Origin of the sequence: Legionella israelensis, assembly GCF_004571175.1 — a bacterium.
GTDB classification, from domain to species: domain Bacteria; phylum Pseudomonadota; class Gammaproteobacteria; order Legionellales; family Legionellaceae; genus Legionella_D; species Legionella_D israelensis.
On the sequence record NZ_CP038273.1, the window covers coordinates 2,988,228 to 3,007,353 of the forward strand.

Sequence of the window (19,126 nt, forward strand, 5' to 3'; positions counted from 1 at the left end):
TGAAAATTGCTTTTGAAAATGCTCTAATAGACAGCTTATCTACGTTCTCTCTGCCATAAATTTAATCTCATCGATCATTGCCAGGATTCGTTCTCGCAAGTAGGGGTCATTTTGAGCTAATTTTTGCGCAACCTTTAATTGTCTCACAGCTTCGCGATGCCTTCCTTCTAACAACAGGCATTGAGATTGAGTGAAATAAGCATAACCTTCTTGTTTTGACTCTCCTTGTGCACGTGCCAGCATTCTGCATAAGGGTAAATCTTTTTTAAACTGGCGACTCCCCTTTAATAAAAGGCGAGCCGCCTTTTCAGACTTTCCGACTTCTAATAATCCTTTGGCATAAGACATGATTGCCGAATAATTATCAGGGTAATTTGTATACAATTTATTTAGTTTTTGTAAGGCATTTGAATGGTTTTTTAATCCAATTTCACTTTTTGCCATGGCGATCTGGTAATATAAATTTTCAGGATTTTTTTTAATCAGTGGGGACAGGTGATTTTTAGCTTCATGGTAGCGGTGAATATTTAATAGCGCAAGGCTGTAGCCATACTGGCAGGCATCTGAATGCCCACTGTTTCGACATTGATGTTGATAATATTCGATCAATTGCTTGCTGTCATTGGCAACCAAGGTTCTTATCAATTCTTTAAATAAATAATAACTCGGATTATCTATGAATTTTTTATCACGACGATAGGAACTTCGATTTTCGGCTTCGGCAATTCTGTCATGATCGAGAGGATGGGTACGTAAAATGGCGGGAAGATTATCTGAAAAATAATAACGAGAATTTGCCTGCATTTTTTTAAAGAAACCAGCCATTCCTTTTGGATCAAATCCAGCTTTTTTAAGCATGTCAATACCGATACGGTCGGCAGCTTTTTCATTGGAGCGAACAAAATTAATGTTGTCCTGCGCAAAACCGGTTAGTGAAGCCATCATTGCACCACTTCCCAACGTTGGATTGATCGCCCCTAAAGCAATGGAAGCCAACATGGAAGCCAGCATGGGAATGCGCATTTGTTTTTGATGTTGGAGCATGTAATAGAGGTGATGAAGACGAACATGAGCCATTTCATGAGCCATCACAGCGGCCAGTTCATTTTCATTTTCAGTGGCCAGTATCAGCTGAGTATTAATGCCGATATAGCCTCCAGGACCTGCGAATGCATTAATTTCTGATGATTTGACAATGAAAAAATAAGGGGGAAGAATTTGTGCAGAAGTGGCGAGTTTTTTTCCAATGTGGTTGATATACTCGACCGCTAAGGGGTTTCTTTCAACCGTCTCAGATTGATTGATTAAACGTACAAATTCTTTTTCCAACTCTTCCAGCTCATCAGTGGAATAGGCAGAAAATGCGAAAAGGGATGTGGAGACGGTTTGAAGGACTAAGAAAAAAAGGAGCCTCCACGGTTTAAATTTGCTAAAAAGAAAAGGCCAAAGTTTTATTTTTAAAAGTTGCATTAGGCTACTCAAAAATTGAATAATTTGTTATCATCTGCGCACTTTTAACGGATGCGTTAACGAATGCACAAACAATTTCTGCTTGCTGCCCTGGAGCAGGCTAAACTTGGTCGCGGTTTATGTGCACCCAACCCCAGTGTGGGAGCTGTAGCTGTGCAGAATGGAACGATTATAGCACAAGCATGGCATCGTGGTGCAGGACATCCACATGCTGAACAGGTTTTAATGGAACAATTTCCTGCAGGAACTCCTGATATCAGTATGTATGTGACTCTGGAGCCTTGTAATCACTGGGGTAAAACCCCCCCTTGTACGGATGCCATTATTCGTCACGGTATTAAAGAGGTGATTTATGGATGCCATGATCCCAATCCTCTGGTTGCAAGAAACAACACCCCTAAAACATTAAACGATAACGGTGTAAACTGTACCTTTTTTTCTCTACCGGAAATTAATCGCTTTTATCAAAGCTATAAATACTGGATTAAGACAGGAAAACCATGGGTAACTGTGAAAATGGCACAATCATTGGACGGAAAAATTGCCGGCATACGTGGCGAGCGTGTCATGTTATCCAATTCATTATGCCATAAGTTTACTCATGAGCTGCGTTCGCAAGCAGACATCATCTTAACCAGTGCCCAAACGATTAATCGGGATGATCCACAATTGAATGTGAGATTAAATGGTCAAATCACATCAAAACCATTGGCTATACTGGATAGAGATCTTTCTTTGAATCCGCAAGCAAGAGCCCTGAAGTGCGCAAAACATTGCCATATTTTTTATTCCAGGGATTCCATAAGCCCCCAAGAGAGTCCGGGGAGAAATTATTATCCAACTTCTATAAACAATGATTATCTTGACTTGGAAGATGTGATCCTTCAATTAGGTGGGATGGGTTATCATGATGTCTTTGTGGAGGCTGGTGGCAAGATATTTAGCTCTTTACACAAGTCAGGTCTGGTTAACCGCACCTATATTTATATTGTTCCGATAACTCTGCAGAAAGAGGCCACATCAGCTTACCAGCTGGATCATGTTTTTGGCCTGGCTCATCAGATTAGCTGGCAGGAAATGGGGAATAATATGATAGTATGTATGGACTGGATGGAGGATTCATGTTTACAGGCATAATAGAGCAACAGGGCAAGGTGATGGAGAATATTGGTCAAAAACAAGCCCATTATCTTACATTAACTTCTGATTTTGACTCTTTATCTATCGGTGAGAGTATCGCCGTCAATGGCGTTTGCCTGACTTTAGCTTCAATTGAAAAAAACGTACTTGGTTTTGACATATCACCAGAAACGCTCGCTAAGACGAATTTAGCCCAACTTACAAGCGGAAGTTCAGTTAATCTTGAACGGGCCATGTCGGCTCACTCAAGATTTGGTGGCCATTATGTCAGCGGCCACGTAGATGGCCTAGCCATTGTAAAAGAAAAAAAGGTTATGAATGAATATATTGAGCTGACCATTTCAGGCTTTCAGGCGGATGAAATGAAATTTCTATTACCCAAAGGAAGTATCAGTATAAATGGAGTCAGCCTGACGATTAACAGAGTGCTCAATAACAGTATTGAACTAATGTTGGTTCCTCATACCTTATCGTTAACCAATCTGGGCGATTTGTATCCAGGCCAGCAAGTAAATATAGAATTTGATTATTTGACCCGCATTGTTGCCCATCAGCTTCAACATGCAGGGCATCTGACGAACGAGAGGTAAGTCCATGACAACATCTTTTGCTACCATCGATGAAGCGCTTGATGCATTGAAAGCCGGACGAATGGTTATTTTAATGGACGACGAAGACAGGGAAAATGAAGGCGATTTGGTTCTTGCAGCGGATCATGTGACACCCGAGGCAATTAATTTTATGTCGCGTTTTGGACGCGGTTTAATTTGTCTTTCTATGGCGGGTTCCATCGTGGACAAATTGAACTTGCCAATGATGACTCAACATAATGGTTCACCCTATGGAACGGCTTTTACTGTTTCTATCGAGGCAGCGAAAGGTGTGACTACCGGTATTTCGGCTAAGGATCGTGCTCGAACTATTCAGGTGGCTGCGAATCCGCAAAGCCGCCCTGAAGATATTATTTCCCCAGGTCATGTGTTTCCTTTGCGGGCAAAAGACAGGGGTGTTCTTGAAAGAATCGGGCAAACAGAAGGTAGTGTTGATTTGGCGAAACTTGCGGGTTTAACTCCGGCCGCTGTAATTTGTGAAATTATTAATGAAGACGGCACGATGAGTCGACGAGAGGAACTGGGCCGATTTTCCCAACAACATAAAATCCCTTTAGTGACGATAAAAGATTTAATACATTATCGTATTTGTAAAGAGATGTTGGTGACTGCCTCGGCCAATGCAAGAATTCCTATGCAGAAATACGGCGAGTTTGACATGACTGTGTTTGACAATCTGCTGGATGATGACGATCATTTTGCTCTTGTACGTCCTCCTGTATTTGCCAATCAAGTCCCCTTGGTTCGAATTCATTCTGAATGCATCACCGGAGATGTCTTTGGGTCCTGTAAATGTGATTGCGGAGTGCAACTGCAACACTCCCTCTCACTCATTGCAGCTCAGGGAGGCGTGCTGGTGTATTTACGTCAAGAAGGACGCGGTATAGGTTTGGCCAATAAAATCAAAGCATACAATCTTCAGGAACAAGGCTTGGATACAGTAGAAGCTAATGTTAAGCTGGGCTTGCCGATTGATAATCGTGATTATGCCATTGCCTATCAAATTCTTAAATATTTTGGCATAGAAGTGGTAAGGCTGTTAACAAATAACCCTAAAAAAGTAGCTGATCTTGAGTATTTCGGAATGAAAGTGAGTGAGCGTATTCCTTTGGAAATAAAGCCAAACCATGAAAATATGACTTACATGAAAACAAAACGCGATAAATTAGGGCATTTATTGGCCATAGATTGATAGCTCGGGATGTTGGCTGGAAAAGGAACAGGTAGAAGTTGTTCATCAATAGCTAAACAAAAATGAACCGCCAATTTAACAGGATACATTATGAAACATATTAAAGGAATCAGTCATATACAAAACACATCATTCCCCATTGCCGTGATTGTCAGTCGTTTTAACCAGCCCGTCACCGAGGCTTTAAAACAAGGCGCGCTTCAACGCTTGTCAGAAAAAGGAATTCATTCTGAGGATATCATTCTCATCGAAGTGCCGGGAGCGGTGGAAATTCCCTTGGTGGCAAAAAAACTGGCACAACAAAATGAAATCAAGGCCATTATCGCATTAGGTGCAGTGATACGTGGAGAAACTTCACATTATGACTATGTTTGCTCACAAGTGAGTGAAGGTTGTCAGCGGGTGATGCTTGATTATGAAATCCCCGTCATCTTTGGAATATTGACCACTGAAAATGAAGAACAGGCTCAGGAAAGAGCAGGGGGTATACATGGACATAAAGGTGTTGATGCTGTTGATTGTGCTTTAGAGATGGTCTCTATTATGAGCCAGGTTGAATAATATTTACTCAGTTAAGATTGTAATAACCCAGTTTTGAAAATAGGCCATTAAATCTTTAGCGGCAAAGTTGATGATACTTTGGCTCGTTTTCTTAATGAATTTTTGCGTAAATCAGCCTAAAACTCATTGAGGGCATGCTCTAAATAAATTAACATTAGTTTTGCTGTTGGAAGATTTAAACGGATTTTACATGTATCTTTTACCTCGACTTTGTGAACTTTTCCACTTACGAATCACCGTGGCATCGACCGTGGTGTCCATTCACCCGTATATTTATCAAAATCCAGTGTTTTCCAAGACTTTGATAAATGGGATTGGCTTTTTTTATGGACGCCGTCAAGCCACGGCGATTCGTAAATTTTTCACAAAGTCGAGTTTTTACAAGATTTGAAAAAAAGGCTTCCCGTAAAAAAGCAAAGTTTGCCGCAGGAGTTCTTCAAAATAGTCCTGTGTAGTATCGTTTAAAGATAAAGGAGCTTATCATGATTGATGACAGATATCCCAGTAGGACACAAGATGCTGAGCGTATTTTGCAAAGACAAGAGCCTGTCGTTTACAGTGCATTTGATGAAGAAGGTTATTTAAGCAAGGAACAGCTTCAATTTTTTGATGAAAACGGTTATTTAATACTGGAAGGTTTGTTAAAAGATAAAGTGCAGGACTTACTTAATGAGCTTCCAAAACTTAAGCACGCTCTTAAAGGGCAGGAAGAGCTTATTTTAGAGCCAGACACTGAAGTTGTACGCTCGATATTTTCTCCGGATAAGTATAGTGAGCTTTATTTTAAACTGGCTTGTAGCAGGCCTCTACTAAGCAGCGCTAAGCAAATCTTAAACGATGATGTTTATATCCATCATTCCCGTATAAATATTAAATCCGGATTCGATGGAAAATCCTTTACCTGGCATTCGGATTTTGAAACCTGGCATACTGAGGATGCTATTCCAGGAATGCGAATGTTAACAGGTTGGGTTTTTCTTACTGAAAACAATGAATATAACGGTTCTTTATTTGTTATACCAGGGTCACATAAAAAATTCATCAGTTGTGTTGGAGCAACGCCTGATGACAATTACAAACGATCTTTGCGCAAACAGGTGTTAGGGGTTCCAGGTAAAGAAACAATGCAGGAGTTAGTCAAAGAACATGGCATCAAAGGAGTCTATGGCCCGCCCGGCACAGTTGTTTTTCATGAATGTAATCTCATGCATGGTTCACCTGATAATATTTCTCCTTTCGATAGGACAAATCTTTTCTTTGTATATAACAGCCTGAATAATCAACCTTTAGAAGATCATTATCCTTCCCAAAAAAGGAGACCGGATTTTTTAGCAAGACGGGATGTTGTTCCTCTTTATGAAGAGAAAGAATTTGCATGAGGTCTCGGCAGCGTCGGGAATATAATGATTTTTAGCAAAAAAGGACCTTTGACAAATGATTTACGGTCAAACTGTGGGTAACGCTAAAGCGTTATCCATGGCTTGTTCAAATTAGCAAACCCTGTTTGCTGAGCAAGTGTATGAAACCTTCTATTTGCCCTAATCAACCCAATATTTATCCGTCGTTACATGAGTTGCTGGCGCGCAATTAGCAACGACTAAAGGCTCGGATGACTTATTTTCCATACCATGAATAATGCCGGGATCCACAGCAAAAATATCGCCGGCTTTAATGGCTTGCTGTTGTTCATTTTTAACTGTTTTGCCGTCACTGTCCAACTCAGCAGTGTGTAAAATCCCTTTACCAGAAACAATCATAAAAAAATCCAAGCCCTCTTTATGGTAATGACGAGTGACCTCTTTACCTGGCGGAATGGACTCAATGGCAAATCCCATATTACCTTTATCAATTAAGGGAGCAAAATAGATGCCATCTTGATCAGGTTTTACTGTGTCTAAGGCATCAAAACCATTTATCACAGAAATAAGCATGCCAGTAAACCTAAAAATAATGAAGGATGATTCAAGTATAGCATAGGACTATCTTACACTATGAATTTATAACTCATGTATCGCAGCTTCGTCTTTTTTGCATCTTTGGACGCAATTTGGAATTTCAAATGCTCATTTACTCCATGTAAACTGCGCTTTAAAATTCCAAATTGCGTCCAAATGTTCTAAAAAATACTGTGCTGCGTAACATGAGTATAAAAGAAGGTGTTGGTATATCACTTTCCCTTGCAAGACGATAGTTAAGGAATTAGTGCTAATTCCTTGTTCAAATTGATAAATTCAGTTAAAATTAAATCCCGTTTATATGCGTATAATCTTTTTCCGTCTGTTTGGCGGTTTCCTTGCATCTATAACGGGCTTTTCTTATGACAAATTATATTTTTATTACCGGTGGAGTTGTTTCTTCACTAGGGAAAGGCATTGCAGCAGCCTCTTTGGCAGCAATTCTGGAAGCGCGCGGCCTTAGCGTAACTCTTATTAAGCTGGATCCTTATATTAATGTTGATCCTGGCACCATGAGCCCATTTCAGCACGGTGAAGTTTTTGTCACACAGGATGGTGCTGAAACAGATCTTGACCTGGGACATTATGAGCGTTTTGTTCGTACTACAATGACAAAGCGTAATAATTTCACCTCCGGCAAAATCTATGAGAATGTTATCAAAAAAGAGCGGCGTGGTGATTATCTTGGTGGCACAGTGCAGGTGATTCCTCATATTACCAATGAAATCAAGCGTTGTATTAAACAGGGCGCGGAAGGCTTTGATGTGGCCATGATTGAAATTGGTGGTACAGTGGGTGATATAGAATCCCTGCCTTTTTTAGAGGCTATACGGCAGATGCGTATTGAAGTAGGCGCTCAAAGGGCTTTGTTTATTCATCTGACTCTTGTTCCCTATATTGCCACTTCGGGAGAAACGAAAACCAAACCAACGCAACATTCAGTTAAGGAACTGCGTTCCATAGGTATTCAGCCTGATATTTTGATTTGTCGTTCAGAAAAACCCTTATCTCTGGCTGATAGAGCAAAAATTGCCTTATTCACCAATGTGGATAAAGAAGGTGTTTTTTCTTTGCAGGATGCTAAAAGCATTTATCAGATTCCCTTGATACTTCATGAGCAAGGTCTTGATGAAATTGTCGTTAAAAAATTAGCCTTATCCTTGAATTCAGCTGATTTGAGTGAATGGCAGAAGGTGGTTGAAGCGCAGAAAATACAGACGATGAACGTAAAAGTGGCTATGGTGGGCAAGTATACAGAGTTAAATGATGCCTATAAATCAGTTAACGAAGCTTTGATTCATGCCGGTATTCATACTCAGACAAAAGTCGAAATTGTCTATGTGGATGCTGAATTAATTGAAAAATATGGCCACTCGGTTTTGGATGCAGTAGATGCTGTTTTAGTACCTGGAGGCTTTGGTGAACGGGGTATTGAGGGAAAGATTAAAGCCATTCAATATGCACGTGAGCAGAAAATTCCATTTTTAGGTATCTGTCTTGGAATGCAGACTGCTGTTATTGAATTTGCTCGGCATGTCATAGCTCTTGCTGGAGCCAATTCCACGGAGTTTGATAAAAATACAGCTTACCCTGTGATTGGATTAATCAATGAGTGGCTGGATGCGGATGGAAAACGGCAATTACGCGATGAAAATACCGATCTGGGCGGTACAATGCGACTTGGAGCTCAATTTTGTTTTCTGGAAGAACATACACTGGCACATAAAATTTATCAAAAATCAAAAATTGTGGAGCGCCATAGACATCGATATGAATTTAACGATAAATACACGGATGTTTTTCTGGAACATGGAATGATTATCTCGGGACGTTCTGCAGATAGCATGCTGGTAGAAGTGATTGAACTGGCTGATCACCCCTGGTTTTTTGCCTGTCAGTTTCATCCGGAATTTACTTCTACTCCCCGAGATGGACACCCTTTATTTATCGATTTTATTAAAGCGGCGAGAACCGAACATCAAAAAAAGGATAAGAAATGAAATTATGTGGATTTGAAGTCGGTATAAATAAACCTTTATTTTTAATTGCGGGTCCCTGTGTCATTGAAAGTGAAGAAATGGCTTTGGAAACAGCCGGCTATTTAAAGGAAATCTGTCAGCAATTATCCATGCCTTTTATTTATAAATCTTCTTTTGACAAAGCTAACCGATCTTCGTTAAAGAGTTATCGCGGGCCTGGTTTCGAGAAGGGGTTAATGATTCTTGAAAAAGTGAAGCAACAAATTGGTATTCCTGTGCTTACAGATGTGCATGAAGATACGCCCTTAGTGGAAGTGTCTGCTGTTGTGGATGTTTTACAAACCCCTGCCTTTTTATGCCGACAGACCAACTTTATTCAAAGAGTTGCCAGTATGAACAAACCGGTTAACATTAAAAAAGGACAGTTTCTAGCCCCCTGGGAAATGCAACATGTAATTGCAAAAGCCAAAGCTTGTGGTAATGAGCAGATCATGGCTTGCGAAAGAGGAGTCAGCTTTGGTTATAACAATTTAGTGTCTGACATGCGTTCACTTGCTATTATGCGTGAGACATCTTGTCCTGTGGTTTATGATGCCACACACTCTGTCCAGCTTCCCGGGGGGAATAATGGCGCATCCGGTGGGCAGAGGGAATTCGTACCCATATTAGCAAGAGCTGCAGTTGCTGCCGGTATTTCAGGTTTGTTTATGGAAACACACCCTGACCCGGATAAGGCATTAAGCGATGGTCCAAACAGTTGGCCTTTAGCAAAAATGAAGGAATTATTGGTTTGCTTAAAGGAAATAGATACGATTTTTAAGAAAGCAGGGGAGTTAACGATATAGTAAATTTCCATCTCTGCCAAGGATGGCGGAGAGGCAGGGATTCGAACCCTGGGAAGGTTGCCCTTCAACGGTTTTCAAGACCGCCGCTTTCGACCGCTCAGCCACCTCTCCGACAGCCGAGAATATTATCTTAACATGATTTTTAATGCAAATTATTTTTTGCCTTATAGAGGGCAAGAACATACCACTTAAAGCATAAACAATAAGACATCATTGCTTCGTTTTGCTCAGGGGAAACGTATCTAATAGCGCGATATAAAATCAATATGCCTATATTATACGCGGAATACAACACGGCGCTTGATATGAGATTATATGGATGCTGTGCATAAAGCACAGCAGGTAGGAAAAAGAGGGGCTTTTGTGATCAAAAATTAGATACGTTTGCCCTGAGAATTTGCTGAAGAAAGTTCGCAAATGCTTTGAGGATCGGTATAATGGCTTCCATTATGGCTTTCACCACTAAGCGGTTTAAGAGGTAGATTTATGAAGCGAGCTTTGATGTTAATGATTCTGGTTTTAATGGGCTTACTGGCGTCCTGTGCTAAATGGTGGGAGAAGGATGATGAGCTAAATAATCCATTTCGGGGCATGACAGCAAAACAATTATTTATTGAATCCGAACAGGCTCTTAAAGCCGGTCAATACGCCACTGCCTCCAAACGCCTCGAAGCTTTGGAGTCAATGTATCCTTTCAGTGATTACGCTGAAAAAGCACAGTTGAATTTGATATATGCTTATTATCAAAATGAGGATTATCCCTCCGCTGCGGCAACTGCAGAACGTTTTATTCACTTATATCCTCGCGCGAAAAACGTGGATTATGCTTATTATATGAAAGGCCTGGCCAATTTTCAGCAGTCACGAGGCACTTTTGCCAAATGGTTGCCGATGGATGAGTCTGAACGTGATCCAGGCACTCAATCCTTGGCTTATTCTGATTTTGGCACCTTGATTCAAAAATTTCCAAATAGTCGTTATAAAGCAAATGCTCTGCAACGTATGATTTATTTAAGAAACATGTTTGCTCAAAGAGAATTGAACGCCGCAACTTATTATTTTGAGAGAAAAATGTATGTGGCTGCAGCTGAACGAGCGGGATTTCTTGTCAAAAACTACCCTCAGGCCCCAAGTGCGCAAAAAGCATTGTTAATCATGCGTGATGCCAATTTGGCACTAGGATTAAATAAAGCAGCAGAAGAAGCTGTGGCCGTCTATGAGGCGACTTATCATAAAAAACCTGAAGCAGCAAGTAAGGTTGTTACTTGATTTTTGCTTCATAGTCCCGGCTGCCAGCAGCCGGGCTACATACGCTAAAATTGGACATGACACTGAAGCCAATTACCCATTTCTTCTGAAACCGATTGATAATATCCATCAAATCCTGAGGTTTCTGGAACCTACTATGATAGTAAATAACTCCAATGAATTATTAAAAGTTATAAAAAATGAATTTGATTGTGATGCAAATTAATGTGTTGACAAAGCTGTTTTTTTGTATCTATCTCACAGGAACAAGTCGTCGCATCTAGCTGGCAGTGAAATTGACAACAGTTCCAGGTTAAAAACAATTGGCTATACTTAAAACAAGTTGTGATTTTTTTTGTTTTGATCATGATCCATATTAGCCTTTTGAATGATTTGGTTCAATTCACACTCTCAAGTGATCCTAATGAAAGAGAAAAGGAAAAAAAATTTTTAGAAAATGCATTGCGGCAAAAACGTATTTTCTTTACTGATACGATTGGAGAAACGCAGTCTCTTTGCGATCGTTATGTTCATGTTTCTCAATTCAACTCTGTCGATGATATCAGGGATTTATTTGTGCCTGATTTGTCCTCTCAAGGTAAAAAAGACTACAAAAAAACTCCGGTGTTTTTTAAGGAGCCACCTGTCCACTATCGATTTGAGGAGCAGCCTCAGGCAGCAGAAAAACATGGGCGTATTCATCGTGTTCCGGCTGATAAATTAATTGAAAACAAAATTACTAAACTTGAAAAGAAAGTATAAAAAAACCCAGTTAAAAAATTATTTTTAATTCATTTTTCATGGTATTAAAGAAGAGTTTAAATCATCTTTGACCCATTCTTTTGGTTTTTAAAGTACTGTTATTTAATACTGCCAAGCTTAAGTTCTATGCACTTATCTTTTACCGGCTGCAAATTCGGCTGATTTTCTCAAATTTCAGCTTGAGTTTGTTAAATAGAACCGGCTATTCGCCTTATTCGAGCTGAAATTTGAGCAAAACCATCCAACTTTCGCTACGATAAAAGATAAGCGCACAGAACCTAAAATCCTGGCAGATATTTACATATCAGGCAGGAACAGCACTTGTTTCAATTGGTGTGTTCTGTGTTTCAACCGCTTTTATCACATCATCGCATAAAGAGCGCAACTCTCCGGCCAAAAGTGTTAAAGCGGCATCCTGTTGCTGGTAGTCTTCCTCCAGTTTTCTTATGTCATTGAATTCGTCAATAAGATAATCAAGACATTTTAATCGCTTGAAGGTTAAATCCTGGGTCAAGGTAAATTGTATCCTTTCATTCCAGATCAATGAAATTTCTGCAGCTGCAAGCCCTTGTGATAATAAGGTTTGAATTTCTTCTGCCGGCAATTCATAGCCTTTACAGTTGACCCGTTTTTTTTCATCGTCTAATGAATAGAGTAGACAGTCTGAAGCCAGCTCAAAAGAGGTTGGGAGAGTAGATGAGTTTGCTATCCATTCGGCAAAACGCATGGCCAGATTTTCATTATATTTAAGCGGTTCAATTTTGATGCCGGGTAGTGATTTACGCAATAAAGAAGTCAATTGCGAAGCCTGATTATTGCTTGCTGCATTAACTATCAGGCGCTGACTGGCATGATCTAAAATAGCGGGAAGTCTTTTTTGCACACAAAAGGATTTTGGCAATAGTTCAAACTCAAGATCCTCTGCAATTTGGGCTTTTTCAGCTCTTTTTACATTTCGACCTTGCTGATTTTCGATGATTTGTATTTTTTCAGCCAGCATTTTATTTATGACGCCACGAGGGAGTATTCTTTCTTCCTTGCCCAGACAAATCAAACTACTGCCTGCGACATCCTGAACCAGTTCATCCGCATAAGCTGGAAGCCAACCATAAATAAAGCGAGCATGAGGAGGACAGGGTTTTAAAGCTTCTTCAGCCAAAGACTCTGTCAAATCAATATGCTCCTCTAATTGATACTGATAAATAATTGCATTGTTAAACCACATCTTTCATCCTATTGCTTAAAAATAGCTGATGCTAGCATGATTTAGACGCGGGTGCGAGAGGGTAGCCTGCCTTAAGTGTGCAAGATAAACCTGCAATAAATTTAAATTTATTGCAGGTAACGGTATCCTTTATACTCGACTTACGAATCCCCGTGCCCTTTATTTTTACAATAAGGGGCTACTCTCTTAATGGCCATTATATAATTTTTTTAACTTACAATACTGCGGTCAATGCCGTGGTAATTCGTGGGATTGTCTTCTTTCAAAGCCATTTTTTCCATCGAATCCCCGCTACTTGATAGCGGGGCTAAACAGAGCTTCGTATGGAGCAACACCGCAGGTTGATGCGGCGGTAATTTGTAAGCAGCAAAAATTCACAAAGTCAAGTTATATAGAAGTTGAGTTTACTATGGATGATGCAGAGGGCTCTATCATCTGCTCGTTTACATACTTTCTTAGTTTATCGATATACTGAGCAGTATTAGGTCCAAATAGCGCATGTTTTTCAAATATCTCAATCACTTCAGACATGAGGAAATGGAAAAAGTGGTTTAATGATTGCGTATCTTGTTGGTACGTGCTGATTTCATTAACAAAATTTTCCAAAGAGCGGATGAGTTCTTCTTTTAAAGGATTTTTTTGTTGCAGAGTACGAGAAACAAAATGCCTGTTGTCCTGGACCCACCTATTATTTTCTAATTTAATCAACTCTTGTTTTGCTCTGAATGTTTCTTTAAATTCCATTGATTCCAGTGTCAATGTATATTGTATTAATGGGACACACAGTTTCTTAGGGACTAAAGATTGTGGTATTTGGGTGAGCGCATCCGATATCACCAGAAGCACATTAGCAAGAAAAGTAGCATCCATTTTCCCCGGCGCTTTCTGTACTTGATGAATAAAATTAATAAATTTTTGAGCATTCAGTGCAAATGTTTCTTGTTCATCGTTTTCATAGACTATGGTCGTGGATGCAAAAAAAGTGACTGCCCGTGGTCTTTCAATATCAGGCTTGTTTCTCTTTTTAACAGGTTCTTTTTGGGTATTTTCTATTTTTCTCTTCTTTGAGATGCTGATATCTTCATTGGGTTCTGTCTCAGTCTCTTTTTTTTCTGTTGCTGTTAGTTCCACTGAGGCCATTATACCTGATTCGTTGTCTTTTTCTAATCGAGACACTAAAGTTTCTTCTTCAGTACGATGGTGGTTATTTATTTCTCGCCAACATTTTATAAGCTCTTCATTGAGCTTTTCTTCTTCAGATAAAGATTCATAACATCGATTGATTTGGTATTGGATAAAAGCCAAATCCTGTTTGGAATCAGCGTGGTTACTTTTAAGTAAATACCAATATGAGTAGCCTTCGATTCTTTGTGCAGCGGTCAGATGTTCCATATCATTGATCGCTGGCAAATATTGCTGCATTTTATGCAGATAGGCCGGTTCTTTTGTATCTAGAAAAGCCTGTTCAAGTAAATTGAAATAGCCATACAGATGCTTGATTTTAAAATCAGGTTGGTAGTATGTAAGAGCATTTTCCATATATTCGATGGCTTTTAACAACGGTAGCAGTTCCTGTCGTTGTGAATGCTTATCGTAACTATAGTCACTTAGTTTTTCATAAATTTTTCCAATTTTCTTTTTAAGATCATTACAGCGTTCTTCTATTGCTAGTTTGCTTTCCGGGGCAAGGGGATTTGTTAACAAAAGTTTCAATTCTTTATATTGTCCCTGCATTATGTTTAATTGTTCTTCAAAAGGATCTCCGTCCTCAATGGCTAAAGAGATTAAAACATGTCGGGTATAGAGAATTTCTGATAATACATAGGCATAAGCATAATTGAAATGGTGTTCAAAGATATGTTCTCTGCTGCTTCTTCGTTGATTAAGTAAACCAATAGCTGACTCATAATATTGCAGAGCCTCTTTAAAATTGCCTTCTTCATAGGCGGCATCAGCTTGTTTTTGAATATGGGTATTGAAATAATAGGTCATGATTTTTTATTCGTTGATAAAGAAGGAGAGGCATTGTAGCAGAGCAATTATAGATGCTCAATGAAAATACATTACCGTGCGTTTTTTATCAATTTGTGTGAATAGTTTTCTTGGTATTGATAGTCCACGTCTGTGGACTATCACATTTTAGAATTTAGTCTTCGTCATCATCCCAACTTAATGTTCCTCCGGCCTGATATTCGATAACGCGTGTTTCAAAGAAATTTTTCTCTTTCTTTAAATCCATCATTTCACTCATCCAGGGGAATGGGTTTTCAGCGCCGGGATACTGTTCCGGCAGGCCAATTTGAACAAAACGACGGTTGGCGATGTAGTGTAGGTACTCTTTAAACATCGGCGCATTCATGCCGAGAATACCATTAGGCATGGTGTCTTTAGCATATTGGTATTCCAACTCCACGCCCTCCTTGATAAGTTGAATTATTTCTTTTTTGAAAGATTCCGTCCATAAATGAGGATTTTCAATTTTAATCTGATTGATAACGTCAATGCCAAAATTCATGTGCATGGACTCATCACGCAGAATATATTGGAATTGCTCTGAAGTTCCTGTCATTTTATTACGACGTCCCATAGATAATATCTGAGTAAAACCGACATAGAAGAAAATGCCTTCGAAAACGACATAAAAAGCAATCAAGTCACGTAGTAAGCGCTGATCATTTTCAGGAGTTCCTGTTTTAAAATTCGGGTCACCCAAGCTTTGGGTGAAGGGTAATGCCCATGCGGCTTTGGTGGATACGGAAGGTATTTCCCTGTACATGTTAAAGACTTCAGCCTCATCCAGCCCAAGGCTTTCAATAATGTATTGATAAGCATGGGTATGTAAGGCTTCTTCAAAGGCCTGGCGCAATAAATACTGACGACATTCTGGATTGGTGATATGTCGGTAAACGGCAAGTACCAGATTATTGGCCACCAGAGAGTCGGCTGTGGAAAAGAATCCGAGATTTCTTTTAATGATGAGGCGCTCATCTTCAGTCAAGCCATTTGGATCCCTCCATAAGGCTACGTCAGCACTCATGCTAATTTCATTGGGCATCCAGTGATTGGCGCAGGCCGTTAAATATTTATCCCAAGCCCAGGTGTATTTAAAAGGAACCAGTTGGTTTAGATCTGCACGACAATTGATGATTTGTTTATCATCTACATGAATTCGGCCTGCGCCCATTTCTGGAGTTTCAAGTCCTGTCATGCCCGTGGACATTTCAGGAGTAGGCTGTTCGTTTATTATAGTAGACATGGTTAGATGTTCTCCTTTTATTGACAGGCTTCACAATCGGGATCAAGTATTGAGCATACTTTAGGCTCTTCAATTTTAACTGCATTTAGAGCGCCATCCGTCACCGTTGATTTTTCCGCATTGCTTGCTCCCAAACTACGTAAATAATAGGTGGTTTTTAATCCACGTAACCAGGCATGACGATAGAGCTCATCCAGCTTTTTACCGGAAGGTTTTGCCATATAGATATTTAAAGACTGTGCTTGATCAATCCATTTCTGACGCCTTGAGGCGGCTTCAACAAGCCAGTGTGGATCGATTTCAAAACAGGTAGCATAGCGGGCTTTAATATTATCCGGTATACGGTTAATGGGTTGTACACTACCATTGAAATATTTCAGATCATTAACCATCACTTCATCCCAGAGATTTAAGGCTTTCAAATCAGCAACCAGATAAGGATTGATGACTGTAAATTCCCCAGAAAGATTCGATTTGACGTACAGGTTCTGGTAAGTAGGTTCGATGGATTGGGAAACCCCGCAAATATTTGAGATGGTGGCTGTCGGAGCAATCGCCATGACATTGGAGTTTCTCATACCTTGAGTGCGGATTTTAACCCTTAAAGACTCCCAGTCAAGCCATTGGGAACGATCCTGATCCAGATATGTCCCGCGATTTTGTTGCAGCAGGTTAATCGAATCAATCGGCAGAATTCCTTTGCTCCATAAAGACCCTTCATAACTGGAATAACTGCCTCGCTCTTTGGCCAACTCACAGGAGGCTTCAATGGCATAATAGCTGATCAATTCCATGGAGGAATCAGCGAATTCAATGGCTTCTTTGGAGGTATAATTCAATTTTAATTCATACAGGGCATCCTGAAATCCCATTAAGCCCAGACCAATCGGTCTATGCTTTAAGTTGGAGTTTCGCGCCTGCGGTACCGAATAGTAATTGATATCAATCACGTTATCGAGCATACGAATGGCGGTGCTTACTGTGCGCTTTAATTTTTCCTCATTCAGCTTACCATTTTCGATATGCGCCGGCAGATTAATGCTTCCAAGATTACAAACGGCAATTTCATCCCGGGAAGTATTTAAGGTAATTTCAGTGCATAAATTTGAACTGTGTATTACACCGGCATGTTGCTGGGGAGAGCGTAGATTACAGGCATCTTTAAAGGTTAACCAGGGATGTCCTGTTTCAAACAGCATAGACAGCATGCGTCTCCATAATTTAACAGCCGAAAGGGTTTTAACGTTTTTGATTTTTCCTTCTCGTGCTTTTTGCTCATAGGCGAGATAAGCCTGCTCGAATGCTTTACCGTACAGATCGTGTAATTCAGGTACCTCATCGGGAGAAAACAGTGTCCATTCTCCTTTTTCATCCACACGTTTCATGAACAAATCCGGTATCCACAAAGCCGTATTCATATCATGCGTACGTCTGCGGTCATCACCGGTGTTTTTACGTAGTTCAAGAAACTCTTCAACATCACGATGCCAGCACTCAAGATAAGCACAGACAGCTCCTTTGCGCTTACCACCCTGGTTGACTGCAACGGCCGTGGCATCAGCAACGTTAAGAAAAGGCACCACCCCCTGGGATTTACCGTTGGTGCCTTTGATATAAGAACCCATCGCTCGTACAGGAGTCCAGTCATTTCCAAGTCCGCCGGCAAATTTGGATAACAAAGCATTGTCTTTTATAGCGCTGTAGATGCCATCCAGATCATCGGGGACTGTGGTGAGATAGCAGCTCGATAACTGCGGCCGTACTGTTCCTGAATTAAAAAGCGTCGGAGTTGAGGACATATAATCAAAAGAAGATAACAATTGATAAAACTCAATGGCTTTCTCTTCTTTTTTCTCCTCACGAATGGCAAGACCCATGGCTACACGCATAAAGAACGCCTGAGGTAATTCATAACGAGCTCCCTGGTCATGAATAAAATAACGATCATATAAGGTTTGTAGACTCAGATAGGTGAATTTCATGTCACGTTCAGGCAATAAAGCCTTCGAAAGCTTGTCCAGGTCGAAGTCCTGCAATTTGTGATCAAGGATACCCTGTTCAATGCCATAAGCGATGTAGGATTTAAAATAGGAAGGGTACAGACGACTCATTTCATCGAAAGTAGCGTCTGTGGCTATGGCCAGTTTGTTCAGAGCCTCGCTGCGTAAGCTGTCTAATAAAAGGCGAGCAGAAACATAAGTATAATTAGGCTCTTTTTCTATCAATGTGCGGGCAGCCATAATCAATGCCTTATGCACATCCTCCAGTTTCGCCTCATTGTAAAGATTGCGCATTGCATCCTTAATAACGGGCTCTGGCTGAATATTAATTAATTCTCGACAGGCTTCCTCAACAATTGTATTGACCCTGTCCATATCCAGAGGTTTTAATTCGCCGTCAGATAGAGTAATGAGAATGGTTTTATTCTCATCAGCCTGTTTTTTGAGTTCTTCTTCACGAGCTCTGCGATGTTCTTCCCGATAAAGAACATAGGCTCTGGCAATTTTATACTGACCATTGCGCATTAAAGCCAATTCAACCTGATCCTGTATATCTTCGATATGAATGGTGTCATGATCAGGCAAGCGGCGCTTGAAGGCCTGAGTTATTTGCCGGGTTAATTGCTCAATCTGCTGATGAATACGGTCGGATGCGGCTGCATTGGAACCTTCTACAGCGATATAAGCCTTGGTAATGGCTATTTTAATCTTGTTTTCATCATAACGGACAATTTTACCGTTACGTTTAATGGTTTTTAGTACACCGGGCATATTGGCATCCAACTCCATTTGACTTGCTCGTGTATTTTTTACAGGCTCAAGAATTTCAGACATGTTTCCTCCAGGGAACAGGATGTCAACACATTGCGTGACACTTATTCG

At 40.2% G+C, this 19,126-nt stretch carries 15 protein-coding genes and 1 tRNA gene; 9 read left to right on the forward strand and 7 right to left on the reverse strand.

What is annotated here, in order from left to right; translation table 11 throughout:
- Nucleotides 1-39 precede the first annotated feature (39 nt).
- Nucleotides 40-1,470 carry a M48 family metalloprotease gene (locus tag E4T55_RS13805; protein ID WP_058502089.1) on the reverse strand — a complete coding sequence of 477 codons (1,431 nt, stop codon included), beginning with the start codon at nt 1,468-1,470 and terminating at the stop codon, nt 40-42.
- A 63-nt stretch (nt 1,471-1,533) separates the two neighbouring features.
- Here E4T55_RS13805 and ribD point away from each other — a divergent pair, with 63 nt between their 5' ends.
- The 5 genes from ribD to E4T55_RS13830 all read left to right on the forward strand — a co-directional run bounded on the left by ribD (nt 1,534) and on the right by E4T55_RS13830 (nt 6,353).
- Complete coding sequence (ribD, locus tag E4T55_RS13810) at nt 1,534-2,607, forward strand: bifunctional diaminohydroxyphosphoribosylaminopyrimidine deaminase/5-amino-6-(5-phosphoribosylamino)uracil reductase RibD (protein WP_058502088.1); 1,074 nt, start codon at nt 1,534-1,536, stop codon at nt 2,605-2,607.
- Entirely contained in the window at nt 2,592-3,200 is a 609-nt protein-coding gene (locus E4T55_RS13815; RefSeq protein WP_058502087.1) for a riboflavin synthase, read from the forward strand. Before ribD ends, E4T55_RS13815 begins: the two co-directional genes overlap by 16 nt.
- A 4-nt stretch (nt 3,201-3,204) precedes the next feature.
- On the forward strand, nt 3,205-4,413 hold the full coding sequence (gene ribB, locus E4T55_RS13820; protein ID WP_058502086.1) for a 3,4-dihydroxy-2-butanone-4-phosphate synthase: 1,209 nt from the start codon (nt 3,205-3,207) through the stop codon (nt 4,411-4,413).
- A 117-nt stretch (nt 4,414-4,530) separates the two neighbouring features.
- Nucleotides 4,531-4,974, forward strand: coding sequence for a 6,7-dimethyl-8-ribityllumazine synthase (ribH, locus tag E4T55_RS13825; RefSeq protein WP_272482619.1), 444 nt, complete (start codon nt 4,531-4,533; stop codon nt 4,972-4,974).
- A gap of 482 nt (nt 4,975-5,456) precedes the next feature.
- The gene (locus E4T55_RS13830; RefSeq protein WP_058502084.1) at nt 5,457-6,353 is read left to right on the forward strand and encodes a phytanoyl-CoA dioxygenase family protein; all 897 of its coding nucleotides are present in this window, start codon (nt 5,457-5,459) and stop codon (nt 6,351-6,353) included.
- A 159-nt stretch (nt 6,354-6,512) separates the two neighbouring features.
- Here the strand turns inward: E4T55_RS13830 and E4T55_RS13835 are convergent, their stop codons facing one another.
- Nucleotides 6,513-6,905, reverse strand: a complete 393-nt coding sequence (locus E4T55_RS13835) for a cupin domain-containing protein (protein WP_058502083.1) — start codon at nt 6,903-6,905, stop codon at nt 6,513-6,515.
- A 386-nt stretch (nt 6,906-7,291) separates the two neighbouring features.
- Here E4T55_RS13835 and E4T55_RS13840 point away from each other — a divergent pair, with 386 nt between their 5' ends.
- Together E4T55_RS13840 and kdsA are read left to right on the forward strand one after the other, a co-directional pair.
- Nucleotides 7,292-8,929, forward strand: coding sequence for a CTP synthase (locus E4T55_RS13840; protein WP_058502082.1), 1,638 nt, complete (start codon nt 7,292-7,294; stop codon nt 8,927-8,929).
- Nucleotides 8,926-9,753, forward strand: coding sequence for a 3-deoxy-8-phosphooctulonate synthase (kdsA, locus tag E4T55_RS13845; protein ID WP_058502081.1), 828 nt, complete (start codon nt 8,926-8,928; stop codon nt 9,751-9,753). Before E4T55_RS13840 ends, kdsA begins: the two co-directional genes overlap by 4 nt.
- 23 nt (nt 9,754-9,776) lie before the next feature.
- Here kdsA and E4T55_RS13850 read toward each other — a convergent pair.
- Nucleotides 9,777-9,864, reverse strand: a tRNA-Ser gene (locus E4T55_RS13850).
- Nucleotides 9,865-10,239: 375 nt separating this feature from the next.
- Here E4T55_RS13850 and E4T55_RS13855 point away from each other — a divergent pair.
- Together E4T55_RS13855 and E4T55_RS13860 are read left to right on the forward strand one after the other, a co-directional pair.
- Nucleotides 10,240-11,022, forward strand: a complete 783-nt coding sequence (locus E4T55_RS13855) for an outer membrane protein assembly factor BamD (protein ID WP_058502080.1) — start codon at nt 10,240-10,242, stop codon at nt 11,020-11,022.
- 345 nt (nt 11,023-11,367) lie between these two features.
- Entirely contained in the window at nt 11,368-11,763 is a 396-nt protein-coding gene (locus tag E4T55_RS13860; protein ID WP_131780720.1) for a hypothetical protein, read from the forward strand.
- A 304-nt stretch (nt 11,764-12,067) separates the two neighbouring features.
- On the opposite strand, the gene E4T55_RS13865 is transcribed toward E4T55_RS13860, so the two are convergent.
- The 4 genes from E4T55_RS13865 to E4T55_RS13880 all read right to left on the reverse strand — a co-directional run bounded on the left by E4T55_RS13865 (nt 12,068) and on the right by E4T55_RS13880 (nt 19,078).
- A complete protein-coding gene (locus tag E4T55_RS13865) occupies nt 12,068-12,988 on the reverse strand; it encodes a recombination-associated protein RdgC (protein WP_058502077.1) in 921 nt (306 codons plus the stop codon).
- 387 nt (nt 12,989-13,375) lie between these two features.
- Nucleotides 13,376-14,980 (reverse strand): synaptonemal complex protein 1, encoded by a 1,605-nt coding sequence (locus E4T55_RS13870; RefSeq protein ID WP_058502076.1) that lies wholly within the window; start codon nt 14,978-14,980, stop codon nt 13,376-13,378.
- 154 nt (nt 14,981-15,134) lie between these two features.
- Nucleotides 15,135-16,244, reverse strand: coding sequence for a ribonucleotide-diphosphate reductase subunit beta (locus E4T55_RS13875; protein WP_058502075.1), 1,110 nt, complete (start codon nt 16,242-16,244; stop codon nt 15,135-15,137).
- Nucleotides 16,245-16,261: 17 nt separating this feature from the next.
- A complete protein-coding gene (locus E4T55_RS13880) occupies nt 16,262-19,078 on the reverse strand; it encodes a ribonucleoside-diphosphate reductase subunit alpha (RefSeq protein WP_058502074.1) in 2,817 nt (938 codons plus the stop codon).
- Nucleotides 19,079-19,126: the final 48 nt, after the last annotated feature.